Annotated in this window: 12 protein-coding genes and 1 pseudogene; 7 read left to right on the top strand and 6 right to left on the bottom strand. The window is 71.1% G+C overall.

All coding sequences use genetic code 11. The features are described from left to right. Positions 1-224 precede the first annotated feature (224 nt). Positions 225-1133: a peptidoglycan-binding domain-containing protein gene (locus AC2RP6_RS06590; protein ID WP_486445321.1), complete on the top strand. Its 909-nt coding sequence runs from the start codon at positions 225-227 to the stop codon at positions 1131-1133. A 45-nt stretch (positions 1134-1178) separates the two neighbouring features. Here AC2RP6_RS06590 and dgoD read toward each other — a convergent pair whose 3' ends face one another. From dgoD to AC2RP6_RS06615, 5 genes are read right to left on the bottom strand one after another with little or no spacing between them, the layout of a single operon-like run. After that, positions 1179-2324: a galactonate dehydratase gene (gene dgoD, locus AC2RP6_RS06595; protein WP_486445322.1), complete on the bottom strand. Its 1146-nt coding sequence runs from the start codon at positions 2322-2324 to the stop codon at positions 1179-1181. Further along, positions 2321-3073 carry an SDR family NAD(P)-dependent oxidoreductase gene (locus AC2RP6_RS06600; RefSeq protein WP_486445323.1) on the bottom strand — a complete coding sequence of 251 codons (753 nt, stop codon included), beginning with the start codon at positions 3071-3073 and terminating at the stop codon, positions 2321-2323. The genes dgoD and AC2RP6_RS06600 overlap by 4 nt, the downstream gene beginning before the upstream one ends. A gap of 52 nt (positions 3074-3125) precedes the next feature. After that, the gene (locus tag AC2RP6_RS06605; RefSeq protein WP_486445324.1) at positions 3126-4067 is read right to left on the bottom strand and encodes a sugar kinase; all 942 of its coding nucleotides are present in this window, start codon (positions 4065-4067) and stop codon (positions 3126-3128) included. After that, a complete protein-coding gene (locus tag AC2RP6_RS06610; protein ID WP_486445325.1) occupies positions 4064-4693 on the bottom strand; it encodes a bifunctional 4-hydroxy-2-oxoglutarate aldolase/2-dehydro-3-deoxy-phosphogluconate aldolase in 630 nt (209 codons plus the stop codon). The genes AC2RP6_RS06605 and AC2RP6_RS06610 overlap by 4 nt, the downstream gene beginning before the upstream one ends. Then, positions 4690-5652, bottom strand: coding sequence for an SMP-30/gluconolactonase/LRE family protein (locus tag AC2RP6_RS06615; RefSeq protein ID WP_486445326.1), 963 nt, complete (start codon positions 5650-5652; stop codon positions 4690-4692). Before AC2RP6_RS06615 ends, AC2RP6_RS06610 begins: the two co-directional genes overlap by 4 nt. Positions 5653-5783: 131 nt before the next feature. Here AC2RP6_RS06615 and AC2RP6_RS06620 point away from each other — a divergent pair, with 131 nt between their 5' ends. Continuing rightward, positions 5784-7034 carry an ROK family transcriptional regulator gene (locus AC2RP6_RS06620; RefSeq protein ID WP_486445327.1) on the top strand — a complete coding sequence of 417 codons (1251 nt, stop codon included), beginning with the start codon at positions 5784-5786 and terminating at the stop codon, positions 7032-7034. A 22-nt stretch (positions 7035-7056) separates the two neighbouring features. Here AC2RP6_RS06620 and AC2RP6_RS06625 read toward each other — a convergent pair whose 3' ends face one another. Continuing rightward, positions 7057-8040, bottom strand: coding sequence for a LacI family DNA-binding transcriptional regulator (locus AC2RP6_RS06625; RefSeq protein WP_486445328.1), 984 nt, complete (start codon positions 8038-8040; stop codon positions 7057-7059). 312 nt (positions 8041-8352) lie between these two features. On the opposite strand from AC2RP6_RS06625, the gene AC2RP6_RS06630 reads away from it, so the two are divergent. The 5 genes and pseudogenes from AC2RP6_RS06630 (at position 8353) to AC2RP6_RS06650 (ending at position 15789) form a co-directional block, all read left to right on the top strand. Beyond that, on the top strand, positions 8353-10371 hold the full coding sequence (locus tag AC2RP6_RS06630; protein ID WP_486445329.1) for a glycoside hydrolase: 2019 nt from the start codon (positions 8353-8355) through the stop codon (positions 10369-10371). A gap of 168 nt (positions 10372-10539) precedes the next feature. Then, positions 10540-11556: a metallophosphoesterase family protein gene (locus tag AC2RP6_RS06635; protein WP_486445330.1), complete on the top strand. Its 1017-nt coding sequence runs from the start codon at positions 10540-10542 to the stop codon at positions 11554-11556. A gap of 213 nt (positions 11557-11769) precedes the next feature. Further along, positions 11770-13218: pseudogene (locus tag AC2RP6_RS06640) on the top strand (RICIN domain-containing protein); the annotation flags it as partial. Between the two features lie 558 nt (positions 13219-13776). Beyond that, a complete protein-coding gene (locus AC2RP6_RS06645) occupies positions 13777-14724 on the top strand; it encodes a DUF916 domain-containing protein (protein WP_486445331.1) in 948 nt (315 codons plus the stop codon). 282 nt (positions 14725-15006) lie between these two features. After that, entirely contained in the window at positions 15007-15789 is a 783-nt protein-coding gene (locus AC2RP6_RS06650; RefSeq protein WP_486445332.1) for a calcium-binding protein, read from the top strand. The last annotated feature ends 40 nt before the right edge of the window (positions 15790-15829 follow it).

Raw genomic sequence — 15829 nt, forward strand, 5'->3', positions numbered from 1 at the left:
CCGCACATGTAGCCGATCGTTATCAATCAGGCATCCGCCGGGCTGGATTCAGCACCTTCACACACAGTAGATTCACCGATCACCCCCTCCTTCATCACCTCGTCGTCCACAGCGGGCGACCTTCGGGAGCACCGTCTGCGTACGGGGCCCCGGCAATGCAAGGGCCGTACGGCGTGAAGCACGGAGGGCTCATTCTGCTTTTCCGGAACAGCGACTGGAGTTTGGTGAGCACCCCCTTCTGTCCTCGTTGCGGTGACCCCCTGCGCTGTGATTGCGGCCCCGCGCACCACGACGGGCGCGCGGGGTGGGCCACCGTCCCGGCGCAGTTCGACCGCGACTGGGTCAGGCCGTACATCGCCCCGCACGAACCCTCACAGACGGGCGAACCGACCACCGTGACCGCCGGCACGGTGTCGTGGGTCGTGGCGCACGCCGTGCACGACGGCGGCCCACCGCCCGGCGGGCACGCCTTCGACCAGCCCGTTGTCATGAGCAGGCCGACGGGCCACCGGGCGCACCGGCCCGCGAAGCAGCGCCGTCCGTTGCGCGTCACCGCGGCCCTCGCCACCCTGATCGGCTCAGCGGCCATCGCGGGTACGTACGCCTTCGTCCGGAGCCAGGAATCCGGGGGTGCGACGGCGCACGCGCCCGCCAGCCGGCTCGACGTACTCGACGTGGAGGACGAGCCGAGCCCGCCGCCCGGGGTGTCACGATCTCCCGCACCGCCCCCGAGCCCGCCTCGGCGCACCCCGTCGACCGCCGGGAGCAGCCCGGTGCGTGCACCCTCGGCGGCGCCGTCCGCGCATTCCACGGGCACGCCCACGGGGACGGACGCGCCGCCGGCCGTCGGGCAGCAGTCGGGCAGCCCGAGCACTGTGCCGCCTCCTCCCCCGTCGTCGGCGGCGCCTTCCGAGAAGCCGACGCTGCGCCGCCACGACTCCGGGCCGCAGGTCGTCGATCTGCAGCGGCGTCTCGCACAGCTGGGGTTGTGGTCCCTTCCCCTGCCCGGACGTTACGACCAGCACCTCGACGACGCGGTACGGCGTTTTCAGGCGAAGTACGGCGTTCGCGGCGACCCGGCGGGGGTCTACGGCCCGGCCACCCGACAGCGGCTGGAGGCCTTGACCTCCTGACGCCCGGGCGACCGGCGTGCCCGGACCGTGCGGGGGTCTAACGCCTCACCATTCGGCGAGGGAGCCGTCGCCCCGCCGCCACACCGGGTTGCGCCAGCGATGGCCGGTCGCGGCGGCGCGTTCGACGGCCTTCTCGTCGACGTCGATGCCCAGTCCGGGTGCGGTGAGCAGGGCGACGTGGCCTTCCTCGTAGCGGAAGACGGACCGGTCGGTGAGGTAGTCCAGCAGGTCCGACCCTGCGTTGTAGTGGATTCCGAGGCTCTGCTCCTGGATCAGCAGGTTGGGGGTGGCGAAGCCCACCTGGAGGCAGGCGGCCAGCGCGATGGGACCGAGCGGGCAGTGCGGTGCCAGGGAGACGTCGTGGGCCTCCGCCATCGCCGCGATGCGCCGTACCTCCGAGATCCCGCCGGCGTGCGAGAGGTCGGGCTGGGCCACGGCGATCCCCTGCTGGAGCACGGGCTTGAAGTCCCACCGGGAGTAGAGGCGTTCTCCGGTGGCGATGGGGATGCTGGTGGAGCGCACGACCTCGCCGATGTGGGCGCTCATCTCGGGAACCACCGGTTCCTCGACGAAGAACGGAAGGTACGGCTCCAGGAGGGGGAGCACCCGCCTCGCCATGGGGAGGGTGAGGCGGCCGTGGAAGTCCACGGCGATGTCGAAGCCGTCGCCGACCTCCGAGCGGACGCTCTCCACCCGTTCGACGATGTCGCGGACGGCCTGCGGCGTGTCGATCAGTTCCAGCTGGGGCGAGGCGTTCATCTTGATGGCCGTGAACCCCTCGGCCTTGCGGGCGGCGGCCTGTTGCGCGACATCGGCCGGGCGGTCTCCGCCGATCCAGCTGTACACCCGTGCCCGGTCTCGGACCTTGCCGCCGAGCAGTTGCCACACCGGTACGCCCAGCGCCTTGCCGGCGATGTCCCACAGGGCCTGGTCGATGCCCGCGACGGCGCTGGAGAGGACGGGGCCTCCGCGGTAGAAGCCGCCCTTGGTGAGGACCTGCCAGTGGTCCTCGATGCGCAGGGGGTCCTGCCCCACCAGGTAGTCGGAGAGTTCCTCGACGGCCGCGGCGACGGTGTGCGCGCGGCCCTCCACGACCGGCTCGCCCCAGCCCGTGATGCCTGCGTCGGTGTCCACGCGCAGGAAGCACCAGCGGGGGGCGACCAGGTAGGTCCGCAGGGAGGTGATCTTCACTTGGACTCCTTCTTGACGGTCCAGCCGCCGTCCACGATCAGGTTGGTGCCGGTGATGTAGGAGGCGTCGTCGGACGCGAGGAAGGCGACGGCGGCCGCCACCTCCTCGGGGCGGCCCAGACGACCGAGGGCTGTGGCACGGGCCGAAAGGGTGCGGCCCTCTTCGTCCACGTCCTGCCAGTTCTCGGTGAGGATGGGCCCGGGCAGTACGGAGTTGAACCGCACGTCCGGTCCGTACTCGACGGCGAGCTGCCGGACGAGGGCGCACATGCCCCCCTTCGCCGCGGCGTAGGCCGGATAGCCGGGCAGGCCGCACAGCGCGTGCACGCTGGAGGTGGCGACGAACGATCCGCGGGCGGCGCGCAGATCGTCGAGGAAGGTCCGTACGGCCAGGTAGGGCGCCTTGAGGTTGACGGCCATGTCGCGGTCCCAGTCGCTGCCGGCGAGTTCGTGCGCGGCGGCGGGCGTGTGGGTGAAGGCGTTGCTGTGTACGACGGAGGCCGAGCCGAACAGCAGATGGGTGCGGACCTTCAGGGTCCGCCAGTCCTGTTCGGAGGAGACGTCGCAGGGCACGAACTCGGCCCGTCCGCCGTCCTCGCGGATCTTCCGGGCGAGTGCGGTGCCCGCCCGCTCGTCTATGTCGGCGAGGACGACTGAGGCTCCTTCGGCGGCCAGGCGTACGGCGCTCGCCGCGCCGATGCCGGACGACGCGCCGGTGATGACGGCGGTGCGTCCTGTGAATCGGTTCATGGGTGGTCTTCCGTGTGGTGGGGCGGGACGGGGCGGCGGGGGGCTGCCCGGGTCAGCGGACGATGTCTTCGCCGTGGAGGAGGTCCAGTTCGGCGCGGCGGGGCAGTCCCTCCCAGTCGCCGGGCGCGGCCACCGCGAAGGCCCCGCAGGTCGCGGCGAGCCGGAGCCGGCCACTGAGCGGCGCGCCGTCGAGGTGTCCGGCGAGGTATCCGGCGACGAAGGCGTCGCCGGCTCCGATCGGGTCCACCGGGGTGACCGGCACGATGTCCTGGACTGCCTCGCCGTCGTGGGTGGCGGCGAGGGCTCCGCGGGCGCCGAGTTTCAGGACGGCTTCGCGCGGACCGCGGGCGAGGAGGGCGCGGGCCATGGCGAGGGGCTCCGCGTCGGGGACGATCAGGGTGGCCTCGTCGGGGCCGGCGAAGACGATGTCCGCGCGGGCGACGAGATCGGCCAGTTCGGCGGCGGCCTCCTGCCGGGTCCACAGCCGGGCGCGGTAGTTGAGGTCCAGGCTGACGGTGACGCCGGCGGCGTGCGCGATGTCCACGGCGCGGCGGACGGCGGCTCGGGGGCCGGCGCCGAGGGCGGGGGTGATCCCGGTGATGTGCAGGATGCGGGCGGCGCCGATGCGTTCGGGGTCGAGGTCCTGCGGTGCGAGGCGCGAGCCTGCGAGTCCGTGACGGTAGTAGGTGACGCGCGTGTGGTCCGGTGTGCGGCGTTCGCGCAGCATGAGTCCGGTCGGCGCGGTGTCGTCGATGCGCGCGCGGGTGACGTCCACGCTCTCCCCGCGCAGCCCGTCGAGGATCATCCTCCCCGCGCTGTCGGCGCCGACCCGTCCGGTCCAGGACGCCTGGTGGCCCAGTCGGCTGACGCCGATGGCGACCGTGGCCTCCGCACCCGCGAATCCCAGACGGAGCGGGGTCCCGGCGGCGAGCGGACCGGGCCGGTCGGTGGCCAGGACTGCCATGGCTTCTCCGAGGGTGACGAGGGCGCTCATGAGCGGATGCCGTCCAGCAGGGTGGCTGCACGTTCCCGGAGGGCGTCCAGGTCTCCGCCCTCGCATGCGTCTCCGATCAGCGGAGAACCCATGCCGAGCGCGGTCGCCCCGGCGGCGAGGTAGGCGGGGGCCTGGTCGAGGCCGATTCCTCCGGTGGGGACGAGGGGGACGTGGGGCAGGGGCGCCCGCACTGCCTTCAGGTAGTCGGGGCCGAAGGCCGAGGCGGGGAAGAGCTTGACCATGGTGGCTCCCGCGTTCCATGTCGCCACGATCTCGCTCGGTGTCAGGGCCCCGGGGATCACCGGCACGCCCAGGCGGCGGGCCTCCCTGATGACGTCCAGGCAGGTGGCCGGGGTGATGAGGTAGGTGGCGCCGGCCTCCACGGCGCGCATGGCATCGGCCGGGGTCATGACGGTTCCCGCTCCGAGGGCGGTACCGGCGGGCTTGGACTCGGCGTATTCGCGCAGTGCGTGCAGGACTCCGGGCGTGGTCAGGGTGAACTCCATGGCCCGGATGCCCGCCTCGTGGAGGGCGTCGGCGGTGGCGGCGAAGTGGCGGGGCGATCCGGAACGCAGGATGGCTATCACGGGGGCCGCGGCGAGTGCGTGCGCCAGGACGGTCGTCATACGGAACCTCGGGGTTCGTGAGGGCTGGTGGAGTACGAGAGGGAGCGCGCCGGGTTGTCGGCGAACGGCGGGACCGGCACACCTCTGCTGCCGGGCCGGCAGACGAAGATCCGGCCGGCGTCCGGCTCGACCGCGAGCTGCCGGGCCGTCAGCCCCTCGGCGGCGGTGGTGATCATCAGCAGGTCGAGGCCGGGGCCGGCGAAGGCGCAGCTGGACACCTGGGAGGCGGGAACGGTCACGACGGCGTACAGCTCGCCGTCCGCGGTGTAGGCCCTGACTTGCCCGGCCCCCCACACCGCGACCCAGACCCGCCCTTCGGTGTCGACCGCCAGGCCGTCGGGCAGGCCCGCGGGTCCGGTGTCGGCGAAGGGCCGGCGGTGGGAAAGGGCCCCGGTCGTGGCGTCGTAGTCGAACACGTCGACGCGCCGCGTCGGGCTGTCCGCGTAGTACAGCCGACGGCCGTCGGGGCTCCAGCCGAGGCCGTTGGATATCGACACCTGCCGCAGGATTGTGGTCACCGTGCCGTCGGGGTCGAGGCGGTACAGGGCGCCCGCGTCGGCGGTCGTGTCGTACGCCATGGTCCCGGCCAGCAACCGGCCCCGGGGATCGCATTTGGCGTCGTTCATCCGCCTCGGCGTCCCGTCGTCGGGCACGGCGGGGGCCGCGAACTCCGACACCGCTCCGGCCTCGTCGATCCGCAGGAAGGTGGTTCCTGCGGCCGCGACGAGTCCGCCGGTTGCGCAGGGCGCGACGGCTCCCACGGGTCGGTCGAGACCCACGGTGGTCGTCAGACGCAGATCCGGGAGCCCGCTGTCGTCGTCGCGGTCCACCAGATCGCCGCGGTGGACGAGTCCGGCGGTGATGTCCACCCACAGCAGGTCGCCGTGTGCGGCGTGCCAGACGGGTCCTTCGGTCAGCCGTCCGGGCTCGGGGGCGCAGGGCAGCGCGGTCAGGTGCATGTGTCGCTCCTCTCTCCGCGACGAAACTCTAAGAGTTCTTCTAACCCATGTAAATACTCATCTTCCAACGCATGGAATAAGCTCGCGAGCAGACGGCGTCCCTTGGCACGACGGGAAGGAAGCGCACCTCCATGGCGAAACGCACCGCCCAGGACATCCGCAGACGCAACCGGTTCGACGCGTTGCGCTGTGTCTTCGCCGCCCCGGGCCCGGTGAGCCGGCAGGAGATCGCCGCGGCGACGGGACTGTCGTTCGCGACCGCGGCCAATCTGGTGGCCGAACTGCTGGAGGCGGGGGTCCTGCGGGAGGCCGGCCGCGAGGACTCCCGGGGAGGACGCCCGCGGGCCCGCCTCGCGGTCAACCCGGACCGAGGAGCTCTGATCGGGATCGACGTGGCGGAAACGTCCGTCGAGGTCGAACTGTTCGATCTGGCGCTGACGGTGCTGAGCAGCGTACGGCTGTCGCTGCCGCAGGCGGATGTCCGGCCGGACCACGTCATCGACACGATCGTGGCCGGGGTGGAGGGTCTGGTGGGCGCGGCGGGCGCGCCCCCGCGCATCCTCGGCGCGGGGATCAGCGTGCCCGGCCTCGTGGAACGCGAGGGCGGCGTGTCCGTCTTCTCGCCCTACTGGTCCTGGCGCGACGTGCCCTTGCGCTCCCTTCTCTCCGAGCGCCTGGCGATGCCCCTCTACCTGGACAACCCGCTCAAGGCGGGCACCGTGGCCGAGATGTGGTTCGGCGCGGGACGCGAGGTCGACGACCTCGTCGTACTGACCCTCCGGGCCGGCGTCGGGGCAGGCATCGCGGTCGAGGGGGCGCTCTACCGGGGCGCCACCAACAGCGCCGGTGAATGGGGGCACACGCGCCTGGTCCGCGACGGCCGGGCATGCAGGTGCGGCAGGCAGGGCTGCGTCGAGGCCTACGTCAGCACCCGGGGCATCGCCGACACCGTGCGGGAGCTGGACGCGGACAGCCCGTTCCTGGACGCCGACGAGGACGCCGTGGTCACCAAGGTCGCCCACGGCATGGCGGAAGGCGACACGGTGGCGGCCGAGACGGTGACACGAACCGCCCGCCATCTGGGCGAGGCAGCGGCCGATCTGCTCAACCTGTTCAATCCCCAGACCCTGGTACTGGGCGGCTGGGTGGCCGAGCGACTGGGCGAGCCGCTCCTGCGGCAGACCCGCGACGTCATCGCGGAGCACGCGCTACCGGCGACGCTCCAGGCGCTCACCTTCCAGCGCAGCGCCGTGCCGGGCAACCCGGTGACACTCGGAGCCGCCACCTTCGCCCTCGAGGGCTTCCTCGACGACCGCGAGACCTTCGGCACCGTGGCAGAAGGGCGCCGTGCCGCCAAAGCAGCCAGAGCCCGCACATCCTGAGAGCGCCCCGGCGCCCGGCCCGTCAACCGGCGGGGGGCGCCGTGCTCTCGCGCACCACCAGAACGGGCGCCACCGAAGCCTGGCGCGGGCGGTCCGCGCCGCCGCCGATCTGCTCCAGGAGCAGGGTGACGCAGTGGCGGCCCACCGCGTCGAAGTCCTGCCGGACGGTGGTGAGGGGGGCGGGGAAGAACGGGGCCTCCGGAACGTCGTCGAATCCGGTCACGCTCACGTCCTGCGGCACGCTGCGCCCCGCTTCCTGCAGGGCGCGCATGACGCCGAGGGCCATCTGGTCGTTGGCGGCGAAGATCGCGGTCACTTCGGGGCGGCCGGCCAGTTCACGCCCCGCGCGATACCCGGAGGCCGCGGTCCAGTCACCGTAGAGCAGCGGTGGTACGGCAGCGCCCGCATCCTTGAGCGAACGGTGCCAGGCCTCGGCCCGCCGGCGCGCCGCGTAGGAGTCGCGGGGCCCCGCGACGTGCCAGACCGTACGGTGGCCGAGGCCCAGCAGGTGAGCCACGACGCTGCGGGTGCCCTCGGCCTGGTCGATGTCGACGTTGGCGTAGCGGTGGCCCGTGTCTCCGTCGGCGAAGACCACGGGGACACCGGACGGCAGCCGCAGTTCGGGGGTGTCCAGTATCTGCGACTCGATGAGGATGATGCCGTCCACGGACTGGACCATCAGCTGCTGGAACGCCTGGCGCACGGCGGCGCCGGTCTGGGCCCGGGCCCCCATGAAGTTCACGGACAGGTCGGCCTCACGGGCGGCGTCGGAGATGGCGGCGAAGGTGCTGGCGTTGCCGTAGGCACTGATGTCGAAACTGATGACCCCCAGCGTGCCGAACCGTCCGGTGACCAGAGCCCGGGCCGCCGTGTTGGGCCGGTAGCCGAGCATCTTCATCGCCGCCAGCACCCGCTCCCGGGTGGACGCGTCGACATTGTCCCGGTTGTTGGCCACGCGGGAGACCGTCTGCCCCGAGACCCCAGCCATCGCAGCGACATCGGCCATGGAGGGTGACTGGCGGCGCGGGCGGGACCGCGGCGTCCTCGAGCCGACCTCTCGCGACATGTGAACCCGGCCTCCTGCCCCCTGCTCCGTACGAGCGCGCGGTGCACTCCGTACGGATGTTATCGCTGCGCACGCGCTGGGCGGTGCCCTCACGCTACTCGCCGGTTCTCTTGACACCGCCACCCCCTGCTCCGACACTCCCCGCAACGCGATGTTAACGCAAACATGGATCGGGCTCCTGGCAGCCAACCTGCCCCCGCGGCTGCGTTCAGGCGTCCTTCCCCGTGCACCGCTCCCGATAGGAGACCAGCTGTGCTCGAACCCAGAACCAGGCGCCGGGGCTCGGCCCGCCGCCGCGCGCGCACCGCCCCAGCGCTCTCGCTGGCCGCCGTCGCCGCGCTCCTGGTCGGTGGTGCGGCCTCACCGTCGGCCTCAGCCGGCCCCGTCCGGGCCGCCCCGGACCCCGTCCGGCTCGATCCCGGTTACCAGCACGCTCCGTTCGAGGGATGGGGCACCGCACTCGCCTGGTTCGCCAACGTCACGGGCGGCTGGCCCGACGCCCAGCGCAACCGGCTCGCCGACGCCCTCTTCGGCGCCGACGGACTCGGCCTCACCATCGCCCGCTACAACATCGGCGGTGGAGACAGTCCGACCACCGAGCCCTACATGCGCGCCGGCGCGGCCGTACCCGGCCACTGGAAACAGCCCGGCCCCGACGCGCCCGACGGCTGGGACCCCGACAACCCCGATCACTGGGACCCGTACGCCGACGGCAACCAGCGCTGGTGGCTCAAGGCGGCCAAGACCCGGGGGGCCGACACCTTCGAGGCGTTCTCGAACTCCCCGCCGTACTTCATGACCCGCAGCGGGCTCGTCTCGGGTGCGGTCGACCCCTGGCAGGACAATCTCCGCCCCGACCAGTACGAGCGCTTCGCCGCCTACCTGGCCGGAACCGTGCAGCGCGTGCAGGACGCCACGGGCGTCACCTTCGCGTCCGTCTCGCCCGTCAACGAGCCGGGCACCGCCTACTGGCGGGCAGGCGGACTCCAGGAAGGCTCGCACTGGGCCCCCGAATCCCAGGCCCGCGTGATCAGGGCACTGCGCGCCGAGCTGGACCGCAGCGGTCTGCGCACCGCCATCGCGGCGATGGACGAGACCGACCCGGACACGTTCCGTGCCAACTGGGACGGCTACGGCAGCACGGTCCGGTCCGCCATCGGACGGCTCAACACCCACACCTACGGCACGAGCGGGCGCAGCGGGGCACGGGACATAGCCAAGGGCTCGCACACACCGCTGTGGATGTCGGAGGTGGACCTCGGCGGCAGGGTCCCGCAGAGCTTCACCGACATGAGCCCGGCCCTCGACCTCGCCGAGCGCATCACCGACGACCTGACCCGCCTCGAACCGCGGGCCTGGGTGCTGTGGCAGGCCGTGGAGGACTACGAGAACATGACCCCGGCCCACGAGAACTCCAACTGGGGTCTCATACAAACCGACTTCACGCCGGCCAACGCCGCCAAGGAGCCACTGCGCAAGAACAAGAAGTACTGGGCGATGGCCCAGTACAGCCGGTTCATACGGCCCGGCGCCCGCATCATCGGCACGGACAGCAGCCACACCCTGGCCGCGTTGCGCCCCGGGGGGCAGGGGGTGGTCGTGGTCCACACCAACCCCACCGGTTCCGCCCGGACGATCGCACTGGACCTCACCGGCTTCCGCGATGTCTCTTCCGTACCGGTGCAGCGCTACATCACGGACGCGACCCGCAACGTCCGCAGGGAAGCCGATGTCTCCATGGCCGGCAAGCACCTGACCGTGACCCTCGCCCCCCGCTCGGTCACCACCCTCGTCATACCGGGTGCCTCCGGCGTCGACCCCGACGGAGCGGCACCCACCGCCGGTCCCCGGCTCCTCGTCAACGATCACAGCGGTCTCGCCCTTACCGCCGCCCCGCCGGGAGCCGGCAGTGCGCTCGTCCAGAACCGCCCGGACCAGTTCGAGCCCGCACAGCAGTGGACCCTCACCAGGTCGGTGCCCGGCGACTGGAGCAGCACGGCCTCCTACCACGTGACGAACGCGGGCAGTGGGCAGGCCCTGGCCGTCGTCGACGGCGTACTGACCCTGAGCCCCCCGGGGCCGTCAGCGCAGCAGCAGTGGATGCTGTCCACCTCCGGAGACGGGCACCACACCTTGGTCAACAGCGCGACCGGCACTCTCCTCGACGTGACCGGCGCCTCCACCGCGACCGGCGCCCCGGTCGGTGCCTACCGGCCCAACACCGGGCGGAACCAGTCCTGGACCTTCCTCGGGGACCCGTCGAGCAGATAGCGCCGATGGCCGAGACGCTCGCTCCGGCAGCGGGCCCCGCTCCCGCCACCAGCGTGCCCGGCCGGAGGGAGGCGTTGCCCGGCATTAACGCGTCGGCCGCCTTGGTTGCGTAAACATGCGGTGTTCCGCCGCCCCCGAGCGGCCACACCCACCGGAAGGACAACCCACGTGAAACGCAGGTCTCTGTTCACCGCGGCAGCCGGCGCCGTAGCCCTCGGCACCGTGACCTCGTCGCCGGCTTCGGCGCAGCCCTCCGGCCACTCCCCCACCGCACCGCTGTGCACGTTCAACGTCATCAGCGACATCCAGGGCGACCTGCACGACTTCGCCGTCGCCCTCCGGGACATCCGGGCCACCGCCCCGCACGGCGCGGGGCTCGCGGTCGCCGGTGACATCACTCCGCGCGGCTACGACTTCGAGTACGCGGCGGTCCGGCAGGTGCTGGAGCGCGGCCCGCGTCCGCGTGAAGTCGCGTGGGCCATCGGGAACCACGAGTTCTACGTCCCCAAGTACGCCGACCCGCAGACCCTCTCCCTGGCCACCTGGCCCAATGGCGCCACGGAGGACTCCCTGTTCCGCAGCTTCCACCGGTTCGCCGGGCGAGGCACGGTCTACGCCGAGACCACCTTCGGCGGCATACCCGTCCTCACCATCGGCACCGAACGGTACATGCACTACCACGACTCCGAGCTCTGGGACGAAGTGTGGTTGAGCGAAACGCAGTTGCGGTGGCTGGAGCAGCGCCTGCGCCACTGGTCCGCGCGCCGCAAGCCGGTCATGGTGATCACTCACCATCCGCTGCCGAACACGGTCTCCGGCACGCGGAACAGGCTCTACCTGAGTGACTACCTCCAGGCGGACGCGCTCCTCGGGCTGTTGGGGCGTTACCGCGACGTGTTCCTCTTCAGTGGTCACACGCACTGGGACCTGACCCTGTCCGACTGGTACGTGCGGCGCGTCGTACCAGGCACGGCGAACCTGGACGGCTTTTCCGTGATCAACACGGGGGCCGTGCAGACCGGCTTCGCCGACAACGGGCAGGGAGGCGAGAGCACAGTGCCCGGCGTCTTCAACCAGGGCCTGCAAGTGGAGGTGCACCGCGACCGAGTGGTCATCAAAGCACGGGATTTCGCGGCCGGTTCGTGGCTGAAGCAGGTCTCGGTCCCACTGGCGACCGCGATCTGACCCCTACGGGATGCCTGTGAAGGTGACGCTGCGGTCGTCAACGATGCACGGAATGTCGAATTCGTTTACGAACCGTTGACATAGGGGGGCGCGTGCACCAGCCTCTGCTCTAAATTGTTGGTTCACGCGCAGAAATGTTGGTTCCTGTGCGCATGGGGAGCGGGACTCCCCTGTGCACGGGGACTGGCGCGCGCGGTGACATCAAGGATCTGCATGCGAAGAATGAGATCCGCCCTCGTCGGCCTGAGCCTGCTCCTCCCCGTCCTGGGAGGAGCGCCGACGGCGCTGGCGGCGCCCGTCACCACCGAGCCCGGCACCCAGTTCCCCGACACCGGGGGGCAAGGGGTGCAGGCCCACGGCGGCGGCGTGATCAAGGTCGACGACTACTACTACTGGTTCGGGGAGAATCGCGGCGACGACAACAAGTTCCGCTACGTATCGACGTACCGCTCCAAAGACCTGAAGAACTGGGAACCCCGCGGCCACGCTCTGACGCAGGAGGCCGACCCCGAGATCCGCTCCGCCGTGATCGAACGACCCAAGGTCCTCTACAACGAGAAGACCAAACAGTTCGTCATGTGGATGCACAAGGAGGCCGACGACTCCTACGCCGAGGCCCGGGCCGCCGTGGCGGTCTCCTCCACCGTGGACGGCCCCTACACCTGGAAGGGTTCCTTCCGTCCGAAGGACGCCTCCGGCACGGAACACATGTCCCGCGACATCACCGTGTACGAGGACAAGGCGTCGGGCAAGGCCTACATGATCTCCGCGGCCAACAACAACGCGGACCTGCACATTTATGAACTCAGCGACGACTACACCCAGGTGAAGAACCTCGTGGCGAACCCCTGGCCGGGCCAGCACCGGGAATCACCGGCCCTGTTCAAGCGGGGCGACGTCTACTTCATGCTCACCTCCGGGACCAGCTACTGGGACCCGAACCAGCAGAAGTACGCCACCGCCACCAGCCTGGCGGGGCCCTGGTCACCCATGAAGGACGTCGGCAGCCACAACGGCCACCACTCCCAGACGACGTTCGTGCTGCCCGTGGAAGGCAGTGACACCACCTCCTTCCTCTACATGGGAGACCGGTGGGCAGGCGTCTGGTCGGACCCCAAGCACGTCAACGACTCCACGTACGTATGGCTGCCGCTGGCATTCCCCACGCCCACGACCATGACCCTTCCCTGGTATCCCCAGGTCTCCATCGACACCGCGACGGGCCGGATTGCCGGCTCCGGCGGCGACCCCCAAACGATCACGGGCAAGGGGAGCAGCGCCTGCGTGACCGTGCCGGGCAGTTCCTCCGACAACCAGGTCCCGGTGACTCAGGAGACCTGCGCGGCTGATGCCCTGAACAGCCAGTGGCGGTTCACCGACAACAGCAACGGGTACGTGCGCATCCTCGCCCAGCACAGCGGCAAGTGCCTGGACGTGGCGGACAATTCGACGGCTGACGGCGCCGAGGTCAAGCAGTACGACTGCGGCTGGGGGGACAACCAGCGCTGGCGCTTCGAGTCGCTCGCCAACGGCTACGTACGCATCGTCGCCAAGCACAGCAGCAAGTGCCTCGCCGCCCGCGGCGGATCCACTGCGGCCGGCGCCGGGATCGTCCAGTCCGCATGCGGCGACTCGCCCGGTCAGGCCTGGAAGGTCTCCGCCGCCGGCCCTGTCGACCCCACCGACCCGACCGACCCTCCGGCCCCCGGTTCGGCCGAGCGGCAGCTCACCGCGACGGTCGGTGCGGGCGTTCTGACCATGGCCACTACGGCGGACCCCGTCCGGCTCCCTCCGGTCGACTTCGGTACCGGCGGAACCGCGGCAGGGCAGCTGGGTACCGTCGCCGTGAAGGACTTCCGCGGCGGCACGGCCGGATGGTCACTCACCGGCAAGGTCACCGACTTCGCCGGGCCCCGCGGGAAGATCGACGCGAACCGGCTCACCTGGAGCCCTGCGTGCTCCACCCAGAGCGACAGTCCCAGCACGTGTGCGGCGGGCAGCCCCGGCGTCGTCGGAAAGGACGGCGCAACCCTGGCCTCCGCCGCCGCCGGTGATCTGACGGGCGGCGAGTTCGCCGCCGACGCCACCGTGTCCCTCGACATCCCGAAGTACACCCCCGTCGGCAGCTACGCCGGCGTACTCACCCTCACCCTCCTCTGACAGCGCCCGCGTGCCGGACACCATGTGTCCGGCACGCGGCGCCCGGAAAGCTGACCAGCCATGCGCACCGCATTCGTTGCCCTGCTCCTCCTCGTCCTGACGACTCTTTCCCCTTCGCCGGCCGGGGCAGCGGACAACGGCGAATGGTCGGTCCGCCCCGCGGACTCCGCGATCACGCCACGCGCGGCCTTCGAACTGCCGGCGCAGCCCGGCACGACGCTCACCGACCGCGCGGTCGTCACCAACACCACCGCCGCACCGCTGACCTTCCGTCTCTACGTCGCCGACGCCCACAACACCGAACGGGACGGCGGCCTGGCCGTACGCGGCATCGAGGAAACCCAGCGGGACGTGGGAGCCTGGGGAAAGCCGGAGCAGGAAACCCTTACGGTTCCGGCCCGCTCGGCGGTGACGGTCGGTATCTCCCTCACCATTCCTCGCGACGCCTCTCCCGGCGACCACGTGGGCGCCCTCGTCGCGGTCGACACCCGCGTCCAGCCTGCCGACGGCTCCCATCTGGGCGTACAACGCGGGGTCGGCGCCAGGATCTATCTGCGGGTCGAAGGACCGCGGCAGGCCGGCCTGACCGTCGAGGACGTACGGTTCACAGCGCGGAACCCGCAGGTACCGTGGACCGGCTCCCGCGAGTCGACCATCGCCTACACCCTGCACAACACCGGAAACGTGAAACTCGCTCCCCGGGTATCACTCGGCATCAGCGGCGTGGTTCTGGGAGGGGCCGGAGAACGGCTGCTCGCGAACGCACCGGCCGAGCTGCTCCCGGGGCAGAAGGTCCGCCTCACCGAGACCTGGGGCGGTGCGCCCCTCGCCGGCTGGGGGCGCGTCACGGTCACGGCCAGCGCGGACGACGCCCGCGGGTCCGGCACCGATGACATCCTGCAGATCCCGTGGCTCTTCGCGGTGTGCCTGGCGCTCCTGTCGGCGGCGTGGTGGCTGCAACGCCGACGCAGGGCCGCACGCCAGGCAAGCGGCGCCGCCCAGGGCTGACGCCCACACGATCCGGCCGACATTTGGCCGAAGCGCATTCTGCACGAGCCCGCCCACGCCCGATCCACCCAGGTCAGCAGTGCGTGCGCCGGAGAGACGGATCGCCGCCCGCTTGACACCGACTGCTCGGCACCCCAGTCTCATCCCGTTCCAACGTTGGATTCTGTTTACATCCGTTGGAATGTGACTGCTTTGGGTGGTGACGTGTTTACGCAGTTGGCCCCTGGGCCCCGCGAGCGTGCTGCCCGCTCCGTGTGCTCGGCACTCTCCAGGAGGAAGATCATGGACAAGGCGTTATCCCGCACCCTCGCATGTGCAACGGCCGTACTCGGCCTCACACTGACCCTCTCCGGCCCCGCCGCCGCGACTCCCGCCATGCCGACGCCAGCCACGTCGGCCGACGGCACGCTGGTGAGCAGGACCGGCACGTCCATCACGGTCACCGCCGCCGTGGGGCTGAGCAACACCGTCTCCTTGTGGCAGGCCGGAGACACCATCCGGGTGAGGGACACCGGCGACACCGTGACCGCACTCGGCGGGTGCACGGCAGTCAACGCCCACGAGGCCGTGTGCCCGGGGGCCGGGACCCTCACCGAGCTCGTCGTCCACGCCGGTGACCAGGCGGACGACGTGACGTCGTTCCTGGAGAGCCTGGGAGTCACCTTGGTCGGCGGCTCAGGGGACGACAGCCTCCACGGCGGCAGCGCCAACGACACCCTGGAGGGCGACGAGGGTGCCGACTTCCTCTCCGGAGGAGGGGGCAACGACACACTCATTGGTTCCAGCGGCCCCGACCGGCTCTTCGGCGGCCCCGGCAATGACTCGATAGAGGGCCGGGGCGGCTCCGACCTCGTCAATGCGGGTGCAGGAAACGACGTGGTGAGCGGAGGCAACGGCAACGACCACGTCATCGCGGGAAGCGGCAACGACTTCGTCGACGGCGGCGCGGGCCGGGACGACCTCGACGCCGTCGACGAGGTCGGCGGCAACGACTACGTACGTGGGGGCGACCAGAACGACGTCTGCCGCGCCGACCTCGGCGACAGCGTCACCGAATGCCCGTGACGGACCGACGGGAGCAGGGGCGACCGCCCACGATGCACGT

The organism is Streptomyces sp. WAC03905, assembly GCF_057371075.1.

Coding starts and splice junctions, on each gene's coding strand:
- AC2RP6_RS06600 (WP_486445323.1), bottom strand. CDS start 3,073: ATGAACCGATTCACAGGACGCACCGCCGTCATCACCGGCGCGTCGTCC.
- AC2RP6_RS06625 (WP_486445328.1), bottom strand. CDS start 8,040: ATGGCCGATGTCGCTGCGATGGCTGGGGTCTCGGGGCAGACGGTCTCC.
- AC2RP6_RS06610 (WP_486445325.1), bottom strand. CDS start 4,693: ATGACGACCGTCCTGGCGCACGCACTCGCCGCGGCCCCCGTGATAGCC.
- AC2RP6_RS06615 (WP_486445326.1), bottom strand. CDS start 5,652: ATGCACCTGACCGCGCTGCCCTGCGCCCCCGAGCCCGGACGGCTGACC.
- AC2RP6_RS06650 (WP_486445332.1), top strand. CDS start 15,007: ATGGACAAGGCGTTATCCCGCACCCTCGCATGTGCAACGGCCGTACTC.
- AC2RP6_RS06605 (WP_486445324.1), bottom strand. CDS start 4,067: ATGAGCGCCCTCGTCACCCTCGGAGAAGCCATGGCAGTCCTGGCCACC.
- AC2RP6_RS06645 (WP_486445331.1), top strand. CDS start 13,777: ATGCGCACCGCATTCGTTGCCCTGCTCCTCCTCGTCCTGACGACTCTT.
- AC2RP6_RS06620 (WP_486445327.1), top strand. CDS start 5,784: ATGGCGAAACGCACCGCCCAGGACATCCGCAGACGCAACCGGTTCGAC.